This window comes from Pedobacter boryungensis, from assembly GCF_013204825.1.
Taxonomy (GTDB): domain Bacteria; phylum Bacteroidota; class Bacteroidia; order Sphingobacteriales; family Sphingobacteriaceae; genus Pedobacter; species Pedobacter boryungensis.
The window spans coordinates 707913-724400 of record NZ_JABMKV010000002.1 but is presented as its reverse complement, the minus strand read 5'-3'; the positions used below and the strand labels follow the sequence as shown (position 1 = coordinate 724400).

At 35.4% G+C, this 16488-nt stretch carries 16 protein-coding genes; 8 read left to right on the top strand and 8 right to left on the bottom strand.

Annotated elements, in window-relative coordinates:
• Positions 1–31: 31 nt before the first annotated feature.
• A complete protein-coding gene (gene serS, locus HQN85_RS09750) occupies positions 32–1303 on the bottom strand; it encodes a serine--tRNA ligase (protein ID WP_173271659.1) in 1272 nt (423 codons plus the stop codon).
• A 110-nt stretch (positions 1304–1413) separates the two neighbouring features.
• Between serS and rsmI the strand changes: the two genes are divergently transcribed.
• From rsmI to lspA, 4 genes are read left to right on the top strand one after another with little or no spacing between them, the layout of a single operon-like run.
• Complete coding sequence (gene rsmI, locus HQN85_RS09745) at positions 1414–2142, top strand: 16S rRNA (cytidine(1402)-2'-O)-methyltransferase (RefSeq protein WP_173271657.1); 729 nt, start codon at positions 1414–1416, stop codon at positions 2140–2142.
• The gene (locus HQN85_RS09740; protein WP_173271655.1) at positions 2139–2783 is read left to right on the top strand and encodes a PH domain-containing protein; all 645 of its coding nucleotides are present in this window, start codon (positions 2139–2141) and stop codon (positions 2781–2783) included. Before rsmI ends, HQN85_RS09740 begins: the two co-directional genes overlap by 4 nt.
• Before the next feature lie 6 nt (positions 2784–2789).
• Entirely contained in the window at positions 2790–4409 is a 1620-nt protein-coding gene (gene lnt, locus HQN85_RS09735) for an apolipoprotein N-acyltransferase (RefSeq protein ID WP_173271653.1), read from the top strand.
• Positions 4410–4425: 16 nt separating this feature from the next.
• Positions 4426–4929, top strand: a complete 504-nt coding sequence (lspA, locus tag HQN85_RS09730) for a signal peptidase II (protein WP_173271651.1) — start codon at positions 4426–4428, stop codon at positions 4927–4929.
• On the opposite strand, the gene HQN85_RS09725 is transcribed toward lspA, so the two are convergent.
• Entirely contained in the window at positions 4926–6566 is a 1641-nt protein-coding gene (locus tag HQN85_RS09725) for an NAD+ synthase (protein WP_173271649.1), read from the bottom strand. The two genes, lspA and HQN85_RS09725, sit on opposite strands and share 4 nt — an antisense overlap.
• A 24-nt stretch (positions 6567–6590) precedes the next feature.
• Positions 6591–7262, bottom strand: a complete 672-nt coding sequence (locus HQN85_RS09720; protein ID WP_173271648.1) for a porin family protein — start codon at positions 7260–7262, stop codon at positions 6591–6593.
• Positions 7263–7288: 26 nt separating this feature from the next.
• Here HQN85_RS09720 and gldB point away from each other — a divergent pair, with 26 nt between their 5' ends.
• Positions 7289–8347 carry a gliding motility lipoprotein GldB gene (gene gldB / locus HQN85_RS09715; RefSeq protein ID WP_246249713.1) on the top strand — a complete coding sequence of 353 codons (1059 nt, stop codon included), beginning with the start codon at positions 7289–7291 and terminating at the stop codon, positions 8345–8347.
• Positions 8348–8453: 106 nt separating this feature from the next.
• Complete coding sequence (locus HQN85_RS09710; RefSeq protein WP_173271646.1) at positions 8454–9245, top strand: patatin-like phospholipase family protein; 792 nt, start codon at positions 8454–8456, stop codon at positions 9243–9245.
• Between the two features lie 12 nt (positions 9246–9257).
• Here HQN85_RS09710 and HQN85_RS09705 read toward each other — a convergent pair whose 3' ends face one another.
• Both HQN85_RS09705 and gcvT read right to left on the bottom strand, forming a co-directional pair.
• Positions 9258–9974 (bottom strand): 2-phosphosulfolactate phosphatase, encoded by a 717-nt coding sequence (locus HQN85_RS09705; RefSeq protein ID WP_173271645.1) that lies wholly within the window; start codon positions 9972–9974, stop codon positions 9258–9260.
• 72 nt (positions 9975–10046) lie between these two features.
• On the bottom strand, positions 10047–11126 hold the full coding sequence (gene gcvT, locus HQN85_RS09700; RefSeq protein ID WP_173271643.1) for a glycine cleavage system aminomethyltransferase GcvT: 1080 nt from the start codon (positions 11124–11126) through the stop codon (positions 10047–10049).
• Between the two features lie 353 nt (positions 11127–11479).
• Here gcvT and HQN85_RS09695 point away from each other — a divergent pair, with 353 nt between their 5' ends.
• Together HQN85_RS09695 and HQN85_RS09690 are read left to right on the top strand one after the other, a co-directional pair.
• Positions 11480–12109: a hypothetical protein gene (locus HQN85_RS09695; RefSeq protein WP_173271641.1), complete on the top strand. Its 630-nt coding sequence runs from the start codon at positions 11480–11482 to the stop codon at positions 12107–12109.
• Between the two features lie 890 nt (positions 12110–12999).
• Positions 13000–13356 carry a helix-turn-helix domain-containing protein gene (locus HQN85_RS09690; RefSeq protein ID WP_173271639.1) on the top strand — a complete coding sequence of 119 codons (357 nt, stop codon included), beginning with the start codon at positions 13000–13002 and terminating at the stop codon, positions 13354–13356.
• 142 nt (positions 13357–13498) lie between these two features.
• On the opposite strand, the gene HQN85_RS15885 is transcribed toward HQN85_RS09690, so the two are convergent.
• Genes HQN85_RS15885 through HQN85_RS09675 form a run of 3 tightly spaced genes read right to left on the bottom strand, consistent with a single transcriptional unit; the run spans position 13499 to position 16483 of the window.
• On the bottom strand, positions 13499–14710 hold the full coding sequence (locus HQN85_RS15885) for a glycosyltransferase family 4 protein (RefSeq protein WP_173271638.1): 1212 nt from the start codon (positions 14708–14710) through the stop codon (positions 13499–13501).
• A gap of 16 nt (positions 14711–14726) precedes the next feature.
• Positions 14727–15338 (bottom strand): ribonuclease HII, encoded by a 612-nt coding sequence (locus HQN85_RS09680; RefSeq protein ID WP_173271636.1) that lies wholly within the window; start codon positions 15336–15338, stop codon positions 14727–14729.
• 56 nt (positions 15339–15394) lie between these two features.
• A complete protein-coding gene (locus HQN85_RS09675) occupies positions 15395–16483 on the bottom strand; it encodes an ABC transporter permease (RefSeq protein ID WP_173271634.1) in 1089 nt (362 codons plus the stop codon).
• Positions 16484–16488: the final 5 nt, after the last annotated feature.

The window sequence follows — 16488 nt, the reverse complement described above, 5'->3', positions numbered from 1 at the left end:
TTACAATGCCCTTATACGTAATGCGATAATTTTAATCTATAATATCAAATCCGGTATATTTTCTCAATATTTCTGGAATAACGATACCTTTTTCTGTCTGATAATTTTCTAAAATTGAGGCTACAATTCTCGGTAAAGCCAAAGCACTTCCATTTAAGGTGTGCGCTAATTGAGTTTTACCTTCCTTACCTTTAAAACGGATTTTTGAACGGTTACTTTGGAAAGTTTCCACATTTGAAACAGAAGAAACTTCTAGCCAACGTTCTTGAGAAGCACTCCATGTTTCCATATCATACGTCATAGCTGAACCAAAACCCATATCGCCGCCACACAAACGTAATACACGATAATGTAATCCTAATTTTTGCAATAACCCTTGAACATAGGCACTCATTTCTTCAAGTGTTTCGTAAGATTTATCGGGGTGAGTAACTTGTACCAATTCTACTTTATCAAATTGATGCAAGCGATTTAGGCCACGTACATGAGAACCGTAAGAACCAGCCTCTCTTCTAAAACAAGGCGTATAAGCTGTATTTTTAATTGGTAAATCTTCTTCCTTTAAAATTACATCACGATATAAATTTGTAACTGGAACTTCCGCTGTTGGTATTAAGTACAAATCATCAACTGTCGAATGATACATTTGTCCTTCTTTATCTGGTAATTGACCAGTTCCAAAACCAGAAGCTGCGTTTACCATATGAGGAACTTGCATTTCTCTATAACCAGCCGCAATAGCTTCATCTAAGAAAAAATTAATTAAAGCACGTTGTAAACGAGCTCCCTTTCCTTTATAAACAGGGAAACCTGCGCCAGTTATTTTTACACCAAGTTCAAAATCAATAATATCATATTTTGCCGTCAACTCCCAGTGAGGTTTTGCATCTACAGGTAATTTTGCTGGCTCACCATGAACTAAAACTACTTCATTTTCTTCTGGAGTAGTACCAGGTTTTACCAAATCGTGAGGTAAATTAGGTAATTGAACAAGTAAATTAAATTGATTTTGCTCTAGTTCGGTCAGTTTTTCACCAAGCGTTTTAATACTTTCTTTTTGAGAAGCAGTTTGGGATTTTATCGCTTCCGCTTTTTCTTTTTTGCCAGAGCGCATTAATTCACCAATTTGTTTAGCGGCGGCATTTGCTGCTGCAGAAAGATTATCTAACGAATTTTGAGTTTGGCGACGTTCTTCATCAATGAAAATGATTTGATCTACCAATTCGGGTTGTTTAAAATTACGCACATTTAAGCGCTCTAAAACTTTCTCTCTATTTTCGCGGATATAGTTAACTTGCAGCATTATTTTATTTTTTCACAAAGATAATAAGAGTTACGAGTTATCAGTACGAGTTGTGTGTTTTTCCAACTCAAACATAACCTGTAACCTGCAACCAAAAAAATTACAAAAAAATGGAAGGCAAACTTTATCTCGTACCAACACCAATCGGAAATTTAGAGGACATGACCTTTAGGGCTATCCGTATTTTGAAAGAAGCAGATATAATTTTGGCCGAAGACACCCGTACAAGTGCACCAATGCTGAAACATTTTGGTATTGATAAAAAAGCATATTCTCATCACCAGCATAATGAGCATAAAGCAACATCTGAAATTATCAAATTTTTAAAAGAAGGTAAAAATGTAGCTCTAGTATCTGATGCAGGTACTCCCGCAATTTCCGATCCTGGTTTTTTCTTAGTTAGAGAAGCATTAAAAAACGAAATAGAAGTGAATTGTTTGCCTGGGGCGACAGCCTTTGTACCAGCTTTAGTTAATTCGGGTTTACCAAGCGATCAATTTGTTTTTGAAGGATTTCTTCCTGTTAAGAAAGGGCGACAAACGCGTTTGAAGTTATTGGCTGAGGAAGAACGAACCATGATTTTTTATGAAAGTCCGCATCGATTATTAAAAACATTAGAAGAATTTGCAGCGTTTTTAGGTGAAGATAGACAGGCATCTGTAAGTAGAGAATTGACCAAAATTTACGAAGAAACTGTTCGTGGCACCGTTATAGAAATAAAATCACATTTCGAAAACAATATATTAAAAGGAGAATTCGTAATTTGTGTTGCTGGGAAAGTAGAAAAAGATAAAGGAATAAAAAACAAGAATAAATACCATAAAAAAGATAAAGAATGATTTCAATAGATAGATTTTTAAGTGATGAACAAGATCCAAAAGCTGTAGAAAAAGTAATTGGGAAATTAAATGATTTGTTAACCAGTGGAGAAGAACTTTTATACTTAGCAGTACAAAAAAAACCTGCTGTAAATTTGTTGCCAGATAGTATTGCAATTAGCAATAAACGCATTTTTTATTGTGAGCCTGGAAATTTAGGTTTAACGATGAATTTCAAAGACATTTCTTGGAAAAACATTAAAGAGGTTTCTTTTAAGGAAGAATTTTTTGGTTCTAAATTTATTTGCGTGCCGCAGCATGGTGAAAATATTGTGACTGAGTTTATTCCTAAAATACAGGCTAGAAAATTACATCAAGCGGCAAATGAGCAATTGGAAGCATTTAAAGAATTAACAAGACAACAAAAATTAGAAGAAAATCGTGCTTCCGCTTCTTCTATCAATGTACCGCAAACTCCTCAAAGCACATTCGAAACACCAATCGAAATTGAGGAAGCAGTTGTAATTCCGCAAGTACAACTTGAAGAACCAGAAGATGAAACGACTTTGAAACTGAGAAAACTGAAAACATTATACGATAAACAGTTAATCACCCAAGAAGAATACGAAAGTAAAAAGGCAAATATTTTAGATAGTTTGTAATTGACAATGTTAAAGAAAAACTATCTACTTGCCCTATTAAGTGCACTACTATTATGGCTGGCCTGGCCACCTCATATTTGGCTAGCTCCGTTATTACTTGTCGGCTTGGTACCTTTGTTTATTGCCGTAAATGACATAGCAAAACAGCAACAATCTAAATCGGGCAAGCGCATTTTTTTAACCGCTGGCTTGACCTTTTTAACGTGGAATACAGCGAGTATTTATTGGGTTTATAATGCGATAAGTGCTTCTAATACTGGTTTTATTGGCGCAGTTATTTCTTTATTGGTATCACTTATTCCGTATGGTTTAGGAGCTTTATTAATGACTTTTGCATTTTGGCTGTATTATCAATTAAAAACGAAAGTGAGTGCCAATGTTGCATATGTAGGATTAGTTTCCTTTTACATTGCCATGGAATTCTTACACCAAAGTTGGGATTTAGCTTTTCCATGGATGACATTAGGTAATGGATTTGCAGGTATGCATCAATTAGCGCAATGGTACGAATACACAGGCGTGTACGGCGGTTCATTGTGGATTTTAGTAAGTAATATTTTAGCATTTGAAGCTTACAAAGCCTGGAAAAATAATAGTAGTAAGCTAAAGCCAACCTTAAGCTGGGCATTGATAATCGCATTACCTATCGCATTTTCATTGTATACCTATTCAACTTATAAAGAAAAATCAGTTCCAGTTAATGTTGTAGTGGTTCAACCCAATATTGATCCTTATGAAAAATACGAGACAGCAGCTGCAGATAAACACCTACAAACGCTTATTCATTTATCAGATTCTGTTGGACAAGTAAACACTGAGTATTTTATTTGGCCAGAAACTGCTATTTCTAATTACATAGATGAAGATAAAATTCGAAGCAATCCAGACTTTTTACAAGCACAACAATTTTTAAGTAAATATAAAAACGGAACGCTTATAACTGGAATTGAGAGTGTAAAATGGTACGCGACCAAAGAGACCATCTCAGCCAAAAAACATACTCAAAGTGGAATGTATTATGATAGTTTTAATTCTGCTTTACAAATAGAAAACTCTGCAACAATCGATGTTTACCATAAATCTAAATTAGTACCTGGCGTAGAGAAAATGCCTTTCCCTAAAGTGTTTTCTTTTTTGGCTCCAGTGTTCGAGAATTTAGGCGGCAGCACCTCTGGATATGGCTGGCAAGCACACCCGGCAGTTTTTTATTCGCAAAGCGGAATAGGCGTTGCTCCTGTAATTTGCTACGAATCTATTTGGGGCAATTGGATCGGTGAATCTGTAAAAAATGGAGCTCAATTCATTGCTATAATTACAAATGATGGATGGTGGGGAAATACTTCTGGTAAGGAACAACACCTATTATATGCAAAATTAAGAGCCATCGAAACACGTAGATGGGTTGTTCGCTCCGCAAACACGGGTATTTCTGGTTTTATTAATCAACGCGGCGATATAGTTCAACAATCTAAATGGTGGACGCGAGCTGCTTTAAAAGCTGATATCAATCTAAACGATTCGATAACAACTTACGTTAGTAGTGGAGATATATTAGCAAAATTATTTTCAGTATTAGCAGTTGTATTGGCGTTAGTTATTCCTTACAAAAAATGGGTAAAAAAATAAACCTTACCGCATAACCATGCAAAAGAAAAACTCACTAAGATTAATTTTGCTTTTAGCTATAGTTGCATTAAATATTGGGTGCGATCAAGTTTCAAAAAGTATTGTAAGACAGAAAATTGATTATGATGAGAATATCAGCATTATTAAAAATCATTTTATCTTAACCAAAGTAGAAAATACTGGTGCATTTTTAAGTGCGGGAAACAATTTACCAGAAGCCGTCCGCATTATTTTATTGAGCATTTTGCCAGTTTTAGTATTAGGTTATGGTTTATTTTATTTACTTAATAAAAATAATTTATCACGAGAAATGCAAATAGGCTTATGCTTTTTAATAGGCGGTGGAATTGGCAACGTATATGATCGCATTGTATTTGGCTCTGTTACAGATTTTCTCCATATAGATTTTGGCATCTTCAGAACTGGCATTTTCAATTTAGCCGATGTATCTATCATGATTGGCATAGCCATATTATTTATCCAATCCCTAAAAAAGAAAACAATTAAACAAACTACTTAAGCCATATACTTTCCAACAATAGGCATCCTTCTACCCATGCCAAATGCTTTAGGTGAAACCCTTAAAATTGGTGGTGTTTGGTAACGTTTAAACTCTGCTTGATTTACCATTTTAAGAACCCTATGCACTAGAGCTTCATCAAAACCTTGCGCTATAATTGCTTTTGAGCCCTTCTGTAATTCGATATGCTGAAATAGAATTTGGTCAAGAACACCATAATCTGGCAAAGAATCAGAATCCTTCTGATCTGGTCTTAATTCTGCCGAAGGTGGTTTTACAATCGTATTCTCTGGAATAACCTCCCCATCTTTATTGATATAGCGTGCCAATTCAAAAATCTGTGTTTTGTACACATCGCCAATTACACCAATTGCACCACACATATCTCCATATAAAGTGCCATAACCAACTGCACACTCGCTTTTATTAGAGGTATTAAGCAAAATATATCCAAATTTATTAGACATGGCCATTAATACAATTCCACGACAACGTGCCTGAATATTTTCTTCCGTTAAGTTGTGCTCCAAACCTGTAAAAGGCTTAGCCAACATACTATCAAATGCAGTAGCGGCTTCTTTTATAGCTATAATTTCGTGTTTGCAACCTGTAGCATTTACTAAATCTAAGGCATCTTTTATAGAATGATCTGATGAATATTTCGACGGCATTAACACAGCCATAACATTTTCTGCTCCTAAAGCACGACAAGCTAATGCGCAAACAATTGCAGAATCTATTCCACCAGAAAGACCTAAAACTGCTTTGCTAAATCCCGATTTTTTAAAATAATCTTGAATTCCCATAATCAACGCATCGTGAATTTGGCTAATGTCACTCGCTCTTTCCGCTGCGGGATATTTATTCTTTACATTTTGTATTTCATCCAAATCAAATACCTGAAGATCTTCTTCAAAATATTTCATTTCTGCTTTCACTTCTCCAGTTTCGTCAAATACTAAAGATCCTCCATCAAAAATGATTTCCGTTTGCGCACCAACCTGGTTTACATAAAACAAAGGCAAATTATACTTTCTAGCATTATCAGCTAATACTTGAATTCGATCTTCATCATGACGATAATTAAATGGAGACGCAGCAATATTAATCATCACATCAGGCGACTGCTTAATCAATTCATCCATCGGACAAGAAACATACAATGGATTATCATTTATGTTCCAAAGATCCTCACAAATAGTTAATGCAATTTTTTTCCCTTTAAACTCTATACATTCAAACTGAGTGTTTGGTTCAAAATAACGATATTCATCAAAAACATCATACGTTGGCAATAAGGCTTTTTTCGTGACTACCTTTACCTTTCCATTCTCAATAAAATAAGCGGCATTATATAAATCTTTGCCCTCTAAAATATCATTTTTAATAGGCAAGCCAATAATACAAGCAATATCGACACAATGTTTCGCTACTTGCTGAGCAGCTTCTTCACACAATAAAATAAAGTCCGTAAACTCTAAAAAATCACGTGGTGGATATCCGCAAATCGCCAACTCCGCAAACACAACCAGATCTGCGCCTTTAGCTTTTGCAAGATTTATATTTTCTATAATTCGCTGTGTATTTAATTCAAAATTACCAATGTGATAATTAAGTTGTGCCAGTGCTATTTTCATTAATAATGTAAGTAGAGTAATTTACTAAAAGAATACGCCTAAATTTAAAGCAACATAATGATTACGGATATTGTTTTTCCCAGTCGAGATATTAGTAAAACCATTATTTAACGTAATTCCTGTCATAATACTAGTTTTGCCATTCACATTAAATTCTGCACCACCGCCAATAATTAATCCTGCTCTGTAAAATCGTGTCCAGTCTGATGAATTTATATCGTCTGCTAATTCAGTTCCATTTGATTCTGCATCTTGTTTAGCACCTATTTTGATATCATTCGATAAACCAAACTGACCAAACCACCGGATATTACCAATATTGTCTGTTTTTAATTTAATAGTTAACGGAACTTCAACATACTGCATTTTATACTTCAAATCATAACTTACAGGTGTTGTGCTACTCACCTTGGCATAATAAGGTAAAGCATCTATTTCTGTGCTTTTTCCATTAATAGTGGTAATCGTTATTCCGGTAGAAAAGCTATAGTTCTCAGCAAAATTAAAATCACCAATTAAGCCGTACGAAAAACCCAAACTTACACCATTGCCTTTGCCATTTTCGGCCTTTATATAACCAAAGTTTGGATGTGCAGTTAACCCAAGCCTAAAACCATAATAAGGTGCAGCATTTTGTTGAGCATAAAGATTCAATGTAAAAAATAGGAATAGTATTGCGGTTACTGTTTTTTTCATGTTACTTGTGGTTATATTTGTTATTCATGAGGTATAACGTAAAACATCTTTCAAAAGGGATGCCTTCGGCACAAATTTATCTATTTTTTCTCTGTGTAGTGCTAATTTTTTCTTGCAAGCAGGATAAAAAACCAGATATCAGCAACATCAAGTTGGATATAAAAATACAACGGTTTGATCAAGACTTATATCGAGGTAAAAATAAAGATGTACAACAAACCGATAATTTATTAAAGCAGAAATACGGTTTCTTTTATGATGATTTTATACACAGAATGGTAGGAAATCCCAATTTAACCGGAAAAGATGTTTTAATGGGTTTATACAAAGATCAAGCTTATACAGATTTAAATAATGAAGTAGATAGCGTTTATCCGAATTTAAATTCTGTAGAAAAAGATTTGACCCAGAGTTTTAAGTACATCAAATATTATTATCCCAAAGCAAAAGTTCCTCACTTTATTTCTCATTTATCTGGCTTTGCATACCAAATTACAACTGGCGATGATTACATGAGTATTGGTTTAGATATGTTTTTAGGCAGAGACAGTAAATTTTACGGCGCTATTGTACAAAGCATTCCTATGTACCAATCCAGAAGATTTGAACCACAATACATTGTACCCAGAGTATCCGAAGTATATGCGAGGGAAGAACTATTTCCAGAGCGTGATGAAGATCAAACCTTGTTAGCAAAAATGATCTATAACGGTAAAATTCTCTACTTCATGGATCAAATTTTACCAGAAACCACAGCCGACACAGTTAAAATTGGCTACACAGGAAAACAATTAGCATGGTGTAAAAATTACGAAGGCAACATTTGGGGTTTCTTTTTAGAAAATGATTTATTGTATCAAAGCGATAATCAAAAAATACAAACATTTTTAACTGATGGTCCATTTACACCTGGCTTAGGAGAAAAAAGATCATCAGCGCCAAAATTAGGCGTTTGGCTAGGTTGGCAAATTGTAAGAAAGTACATGACAGAAAATCCAACTATCACCCTACAACAATTAATGGCCGAAACAGACGCTCAAAAAATATTAACCAAAGCCAAATATAAACCTAAAGAAACTCAGTAAACAGTTTTCAGTTAACATTTCCAAGTTACCATCTGTATACCAAGCTTGTTAAATAATGTAACTAATAAACAATTGACACCAGTGAACTAATGACACCAATAAACCAATGACAGAAAAAAAACCAAAAAAGAAAATCGGAATTGTATTATCTGGAGGAGGCATTAGAGGTATTGCACATTTAGGAATTTTAAAAGCTTTTATCAATGCTGGCATCAAATTCAGTCATGTAAGTGGTACAAGTGCAGGTTCCATTGCAGGCGCTTTCTATGCTGCCGGTATAGATCCAGAAGAAGGCTTAAATATTTTCATGCGAACTAAACTTTTACGATTTATCCGCCCCGCTATAGGCTCTTTAGGTTTAATTAACATCGAAAATATGAGAGATGTGTTAACCGAACATTTCCCTCACGATAAAATAGAAGACCTCAAAATTCCCTTAACAATTTGCGCCACTAACTTTAGCGAAGGAAACCTAGTTTATTTCACAAAAGGTCCATTAATAAGAGCAATACTAGCATCAAGTTGCATCCCTGGTATTTTTAGACCAATCATGATCGAGAACCAAATGTTTGTAGATGGAGGTATTTTAAACAACTTCCCAGTAGAGCCTTTGCTTAACAACTGCGATTACATTATCGGTTCATCATGCAATCATTTAAAACCAGTAGATAAAATCACCAAGATCTCTAACTTAATGCAACGAGCGGGGATAATGTCCATTAATCACGATATGGAGCGTAAAGCTAAGTTTTGCGATTTGCTCATCGAACCCAAAGGGATGGGAGAAATTAGCACATTCGATATGAAAAAAGCTGAAAGCATTTATTGGGTAGCTTACGAAGAAGCGTTAAAGACAATCAAAACCAGTGAGAGTTTCCAGGAGTTAATAAACACCTAAATATTTAAAAAGCTAGAGTGTTAAAGCCACCAACCTATCCCCTCGCAAAACCGGAATAGCTTTACAAACATCAAGTTTTAAACAAAATTGTACATCTTCCTCAATATTCAAGGCCGCCAATCTATGACTGTGCGACGATTTATGCAAATAAGTTCTCAAATCATCCTTAGCCATTAAATACATATCCTCTGCAACAACGCAAGCATCATCACTATGCTTAAAATCATTGCGCAAAACATTTACCACAGCACCCGCAAACAAAGTATCCTCTAAATTGAAATTATCTTTCCAACCAGCACAAAGCAACAACACATTTTTATCCTGGGTTTTTAGCCAATCACATAAAGCAGTAATATTTAAAAAAGAGCCAACCACAACCTGATAAGCCCTTTCCCGTGCCATATGCATAGCCTTAGTACCATTTGTAGTCGTCAGCACCACCGTTTTACCACCAACCTTTTCCTTAGTATAAGAAAATGGCGAATTTCCGAAATCATATCCCTCAACAACCTCACCATTGCGCTCAGCAGCTAATAGAAAACCCTTATCAGCATAAGCCAAACACTCTTCAACATTAGCCACCGGAATAATAGCCTCTGCACCATTATCTATCCCATAAGTAATCGACGATGTTGCCCTAAGTATATCAATAACAACAACAATACTATCTTCAATAGCATATAAGTTAAGCAGAGCAGGAGTTAAGCAGACTTCAATAGTTCTAGCCATATTTTTAATGCAAAATAGGTAGTATTTAATGCTAGAACCATGTCTAATTACTAAATACTAACTACTAAAAATCTATTTATAAAATGGAAACTTAACAACTTTAGCTTTTATTTTGCTATTTCTAATGTCGATAAAGATTTCTGTACCCTCCTTAGCAAACTCCTTAGTTATATAACCCATTCCAATTGCCTTTTGCAACGAAGGAGATTGCGTACCCGAAGTAACCTTACCAATCACATTCCCGTCAGCATCCATAATTTGGTAATCATGACGTGGAATACCTCTATCAATCATTTCAAAGCCAATTAACTTACGCGTAACACCAGCTTCCTTTTGAGCTAACAAAGCCTCAGAATTAGTAAACGATTTAGTGAATTTAGTAATCCAACCCAAACCAGCTTCAATTGGTGATGTTGTATCATCAATATCATTACCATACAAACAGAAACCCATTTCCAAACGCAACGTATCACGAGCAGCCAAACCAATCGGTTTAATACCAAACTCAGCACCAGCTGCAAAAATGGCATCCCACATTTTATCCGCGTGCTCATTATCAAAATAAATCTCAAAACCACCAGCACCAGTATAACCCGTAGCAGAAACCACCACATTCTCAATCCCAGCAAAAGTGCCCTTCTTAAAAGTATAATACTCCATCGAAGCCAAATCCAAATACGTTAAACTCTGTAAAGCATCTGCCGCTTTCGGGCCTTGAACAGCCAATAAAGAAGTCTTGTCAGAAATGTTATGCATTTCAACATTAGCAGTATTATACTTCATAATCCACTCCCAATCCTTATCAATATTACTCGCATTCACAACCAACATATAGGTTTTATCATCAATACGGTACACCAATAAATCATCAACAATACCACCATCCTCATTTGGCAAGCAAGAATATTGCACCTTACCATCATGCAATTTCGACGCATCATTACTCGTAACACGTTGTATCAAATCCAAAGCACCCTCACCCTTTAAAATAAACTCACCCATGTGGCTCACATCAAAAACACCAACCCCATTTCTAACCGTTGCATGCTCTATATTAATGCCCTCATATTGTACAGGCATGTTGTAACCAGCAAAAGGAACCATCTTAGCACCTAATGAAATATGTTTCTCTGTTAATGCAGTATTCTTCATTTATATAAATATTGATGCCCAAAAATACTAAGAATAGCCCAATCTTTTTAGACTATTTTATCATCCAGAGCTTGCTCTTGTCCTCCAGAGCGCAGCGAAGGACCTCTAACCTGTAAATTTCAAACATCAGCCATGCAGAGCCTAAGCACAGTAAAGTAAAATTTGAAAACGAAAGTCACTCTTTCATAGCAACACCAGCCCCGCTATCCGTTTTACTTCGCTACGCTCGTGCCCATTACTATCGGGTTTAGAAGACGAATATCGTACTAATAACTTCTGTTGCAAACCGAAATACAAATTTCATCCGCAATATTTTATATCTTCGAAATGCCTAACTACATCACTTAAAACTAATGCAAAATAAAATTTTAAAACAAAGGCGATTATTCATTACACGAGAGTGCGAATTCGCAGAGCATGGACTTATTTATCGTGTGAATAGTTTAAAAAATGGTAGTGAGGTTACAGTACCTTATGAAGATATATATCCACAAAGATTATTAAAGCAACAAGAAACAAGCTGGATACCACTTATCTTAACTCCGATTATGACAATTGTTTTATTCGTAAACTTTGTGGCTCTTCTTTTAAAAGATGATACAGAATTTACCTATGGGGCGCTTACTATACTTTTCTTATTTACAATAATCATGGGGTTTTCTGCTTATGTTGGTAGAAGAAGAGAAATATTAATTCCAGCAGCAAATAAACAAAGTCTTCAACAATTTGTAATTCTATTTGAAAATTCACCAAATAAAGAAACCGTAACCGAATTTATCGAAGAATTATCTGTGCAAATAAATAGATACATAAAAGAGAAATATGGAAATATTGATCACGACTTTCCCATTGAACCTCAACTTCAAAACCTTGTTTGGCTAAAAGATAGAAATGCAATTACAAATGAAGAGTTTGAAGATTTGAAAAATAGAGCACTTGGAAGAGTTTCAAATAACAATGTTATTGGTTTTAAACGTACATAAGGTCTTAATAATTATACTAGGCTCTTTAATTCAAACGTCTAATCAGAACTTAACGCACGGTTTCGTCATGCTAACGACCCATGCACCCCCTCCTAAACCACAGCCTAATCCCAAGAACGTCATACGGCCTTGTAGCATCCCGAAGGAGAAAGCAATCAAACTTCACCACCAACATTCACAAACCACTACCCAAGACAGAAAGCAGTTTCGATCCTTCATCGAAACCTTTTTCTGTCGCCCCAAAAAAAGTTTGGTTAGCTTAATCCGAGAGATGATACACAGCCTTGATTTTTTGGTTACTTTTTCATCAAGGAAAAAGTGAATTGACCCTTCGGCTGTCAAGAGCCGAGGCAAGCAAAGTGCCACGGCCTATCCAAAAGAAACAGCCAATCAGCTACAAACTTTTGCGCTAGCACAAAAAACAATAACATTGCCACAGCTTATAAAAATCAGCTTCGTTAAGACATTGAGTGTTAACAATAAGCCTAGATAAGCCAAAAATTATAGTAAAACTAAAAACAACCTACTTATTCCCCACTTTTATCAACTTTGCCCCAGCATAACACAACTTATACCCAGTATAAATCAACTTCAACCCCATTTAAATTAACTTCATACCCATAGATGTCAACTTCAATTCCATAGAAATTAACTACAGCTCCGTAGGTATTAACTGCAATTCTGTATAAATCACTTATAACCCCACATAAGTCAACTGCAACCCAACTTAAATCAACTGTACCTATAAAAAAACCAATAGCAATTACAATTTTAAAATAGTATATTTAAAACTAATCATCCCAGCAACTATTATTAGTTTAGTAGTAATCATGATAACTAACATATACATTACTAATAGTAAAATGTATTGCTATTTTAAAACAAATCGTATGTTATCATTAAATGTAGGCCCTGTTTTAAAGGCCAGAGGTATCGAAAGACCTTACACTTATTTAGTTAAAGCAGGCATTTCCAGACATTCCGCTACAGATCTAATACAAGGAAAACCTCGTGTTCTTAGACTAGATCACATAGAGTTACTTTGTAAACTCTTAATCTGCGAACCTAACGACCTCCTAGTCTGGTCACCAGACAAAGATCAAATCTACCCAGAAAATCACCCACTATTTAACCTCAAAAGAGCCCAAGTTCAAAGCAATGTGCAAGAATTACTAGCTTCCATGCCTTTTAAACAAATAAAAGAAATAACCCAAACTATAAGCGACATAAAAAAAGCCAATCCATAAACAGGATTGGCGCATTATGCCTAGGCATATCGTCATTGCGAGGCACGAAGCAATCCTACAACGTGAGAAAGTTTATAACCTATCTCTTTAAGATTGATTCGTGCCTCGCAATGACGACATCTCTAATAAAATCAGGATTTAATTATCGACTGAGGTTACTAACCAAAATTTCATAAATGTCAAGCATCCGTTTTGCATTACCATTAATATCATGGTCTCTCTCAGCAGTTTTGCGAGCATGCTTACCAATTTCCCTCCAACGGTTAGGCTGAGTAATGCATTGTAAAATCGAACGGTAAAATTCATCAGGAGTATCGGCAATTAAAATATCCTTTCCATGCATACAGTTAATCCCTTCGGCAGCCATAGTGGTAGCGATAATACACTTTTGCATTGCCATCCCCTCTATAATTTTCACCCGCATTCCACTACCAGACAACAAAGGCACAATCATAATCGCCTTGGAATTCATAAACTCAACTGCATCAAAAACCTCTCCCTCAACAATTAAATTATCCGAATCATAGTCGAAAAATTGCTTTTGCATATGTTTGCCAGCAATATAAAAGCGCAATTCACCACTCAGTTTTTCTATATCTGGCCAAATTTCATCCAAAAACCACTCTAATCCTTCCTTATTTGGCCGCCAATCCATTGCACCTAAATGGAACAACGTTGGGAAACTCGTTTTCTTAATATCAACTAGGTATTTTTCTACATCTATCGCTACCGGAAAAACATCTAATCGCGTCTGACAACCCAATTTTAAAATATTTTGTCTATCAGGATCACTAATAGCAAACACCTGATGAAAACGATTAATTTGTTCAGTTTCGTAAACCTTTAACCTTCTAGATAAAAACTCCAAATATTTTCTTCGAGGAGTAAATTGTTCCCTAGCAGCTAAACGTTCCCACACATCAAACTCTATATTATGCGCCCTATAAATCAGCTTTGCTTTACTATACTCCTTAACAAGATCTAAATAAGGAACAACAAATAAGCCCTCAAACTGAATAATATCGAACTCATGTTCACGCAAAACATTCTCTAAAAGCTTAGCCGCATCTTCATCATAAAAACGAGAAACATTATAAGATTGATTAGAGAAAATGTTAAAAAAAGCACCCCAAATATTTACTTCCGTATCTACATTAAACGAATGAAAGTTGATTTTCTCAAATACAGGATCGTAAATATCATCAACATCAACCCTATGTTTTGAGGCATTAATGCTAAATAATGAAACATCTACGTTTAAGTTTAACAAACCTTTAATGGTGTTATACACCACAATTGGATAACCACTATTTGGTGGAAAAGGAACACGATTTGTTAAAATGAGTACTTTCACACCATAAATCTACGAATTATACCATTGCTTCAAAAGAAAGACTGGTTTGAGGGTCGCTTACATTAAAAGTTTTACGGTGATATGGCGACAAGCCAGTTTCAATAACAGCTTTTCGATGCTCAATGGTTGGATATCCTTTATTTTGTTTCCAATTATACATTGGATATTCCGAATGAAGGTTGGCCATATATTCATCGCGATGTGTTTTTGCTAAAATTGAAGCCGCAGCTATGTTAAGGTATTTTCCATCACCTTTTACAATACAACAATGCGGAATATCTGAAAAAGCCTTAAACCTATTCCCATCAATAATCAAATGTTGCGGAATAATCATCAATTTTTCTATCGCCCTGTGCATAGCTAAAAAAGATGCATTCAATATATTAATTCGATCTATTTCTTCATGATCAACTGCTGCAACAGCCCAAGACAATGCCTCTCTTTCAATAATAGGTCTAAGCTGGTCACGTTGCTCGTGTGTTAATTGTTTCGAATCATTTAATCCCTCTAAATAGAAATCTTTACGCAAAATTACGGCGGCAGCAAACACTGGACCGGCTAGACACCCTCTCCCAGCTTCATCGCACCCGGCTTCAATTAGTTCTAAATGGTAACAGTTTAATAACACTACACAAAGTTAAAAAATAGATTAAACAGATTCATGAGATAGATGATTGGCTTTACTCAAACAGAAGTATTCTGACCTTTTACATCAAAAGCATCTCGCAAACCAATCGCTAATAAATTAAACGCATAAACCGTAAGCATAATTGCCAAACCAGGTAAAATAGCTAAATAGGCTGCATCCATAATAATGTAGCCGTAGTGTTCTTTTATCATGGTACCCCAACTTGGCATTGGGGGTTGTGCACCAAAACCTAAAAAGCTTAATCCGGTTTCTAATAGAATGGCTGATGCAAAGTTGGCTGATGCGACAACTAAAATTGGTCCGGCTATATTAGGTAAAATATGTTTTGCAATGGTGCGACTTGTAGAAAAACCCAATGCTTTGGCAGCTTCTACAAATTCTACTTCCTTTAATGCCATCACCTGTCCTCGCACTAAACGTGCAACATCTACCCATGTAGATAAACCAACGGCGATGAATATTTGCCAAAAGCCCTTGCCTAATGCAAAAGAAATAGCAATAACGAGCAATAAGGAAGGTAATGCCCAAATTACATTCATAAACCAACTGATACTTGCATCGGTTTTACCGCCAAAATAACCAGCAATTGCACCTAAGGTAACGCCAATAAATAGGGAGATTAATACCGCCATTAAACCTACTGAAAGCGAAACTCGAATACCTAAAATTAATCTACTCAGTAAATCTCTTCCGTAAATATCTGTACCTAAATAAAAGGTTTGTGCGTAACGATTTGCACCAGAAACTAGAGGATAAGCAATTTCTTCTGCCTGTTCATCATCGCCTATATACTCTCTGGCATAAACTTTAACGCCAACCTGTCGATAAGAAGTTATGGGTATGCTTTTAAAATTAGCTTCCTGTCCGTACAACATTTTCTCAAAAAGGTTAACCTTTTTAATACTGTTATTTCTGCTAATGATTAGGAAATTGAAAGATCTACCTGGTTTTTTATTAGCAATCTGCAAATGCATCGTGTTAGCATAAGGAGTTTGATCTGGTGTAATTAAATAACCTAAAATACCCATCACCATTAATAAAATGATAAATATCAATCCGCCAAACGCAAGTTTATTGCGTTTAAATCTATTCCATATTTTCTCTGAAGGGCTGTTAGTATTCATCTTAC

Bases quoted from the DNA above. Each gene is read 5' to 3' on its own strand.
- rsmI (WP_173271657.1), top strand. From the start codon at position 1,414: ATGGAAGGCAAACTTTATCTCGTACCAACACCAATCGGAAATTTAGAG.
- HQN85_RS09725 (WP_173271649.1), bottom strand. From the start codon at position 6,566: ATGAAAATAGCACTGGCACAACTTAATTATCACATTGGTAATTTTGAA.
- HQN85_RS09675 (WP_173271634.1), bottom strand. From the start codon at position 16,483: ATGAATACTAACAGCCCTTCAGAGAAAATATGGAATAGATTTAAACGC.
- HQN85_RS09690 (WP_173271639.1), top strand. From the start codon at position 13,000: ATGTTATCATTAAATGTAGGCCCTGTTTTAAAGGCCAGAGGTATCGAA.
- lnt (WP_173271653.1), top strand. From the start codon at position 2,790: ATGTTAAAGAAAAACTATCTACTTGCCCTATTAAGTGCACTACTATTA.
- gcvT (WP_173271643.1), bottom strand. From the start codon at position 11,126: ATGAAGAATACTGCATTAACAGAGAAACATATTTCATTAGGTGCTAAG.
- HQN85_RS09705 (WP_173271645.1), bottom strand. From the start codon at position 9,974: ATGGCTAGAACTATTGAAGTCTGCTTAACTCCTGCTCTGCTTAACTTA.
- serS (WP_173271659.1), bottom strand. From the start codon at position 1,303: ATGCTGCAAGTTAACTATATCCGCGAAAATAGAGAGAAAGTTTTAGAG.
- HQN85_RS09695 (WP_173271641.1), top strand. From the start codon at position 11,480: ATGCAAAATAAAATTTTAAAACAAAGGCGATTATTCATTACACGAGAG.
- HQN85_RS09720 (WP_173271648.1), bottom strand. From the start codon at position 7,262: ATGAAAAAAACAGTAACCGCAATACTATTCCTATTTTTTACATTGAAT.
- HQN85_RS09710 (WP_173271646.1), top strand. From the start codon at position 8,454: ATGACAGAAAAAAAACCAAAAAAGAAAATCGGAATTGTATTATCTGGA.
- HQN85_RS09740 (WP_173271655.1), top strand. From the start codon at position 2,139: ATGATTTCAATAGATAGATTTTTAAGTGATGAACAAGATCCAAAAGCT.
- lspA (WP_173271651.1), top strand. From the start codon at position 4,426: ATGCAAAAGAAAAACTCACTAAGATTAATTTTGCTTTTAGCTATAGTT.
- gldB (WP_246249713.1), top strand. From the start codon at position 7,289: ATGAGGTATAACGTAAAACATCTTTCAAAAGGGATGCCTTCGGCACAA.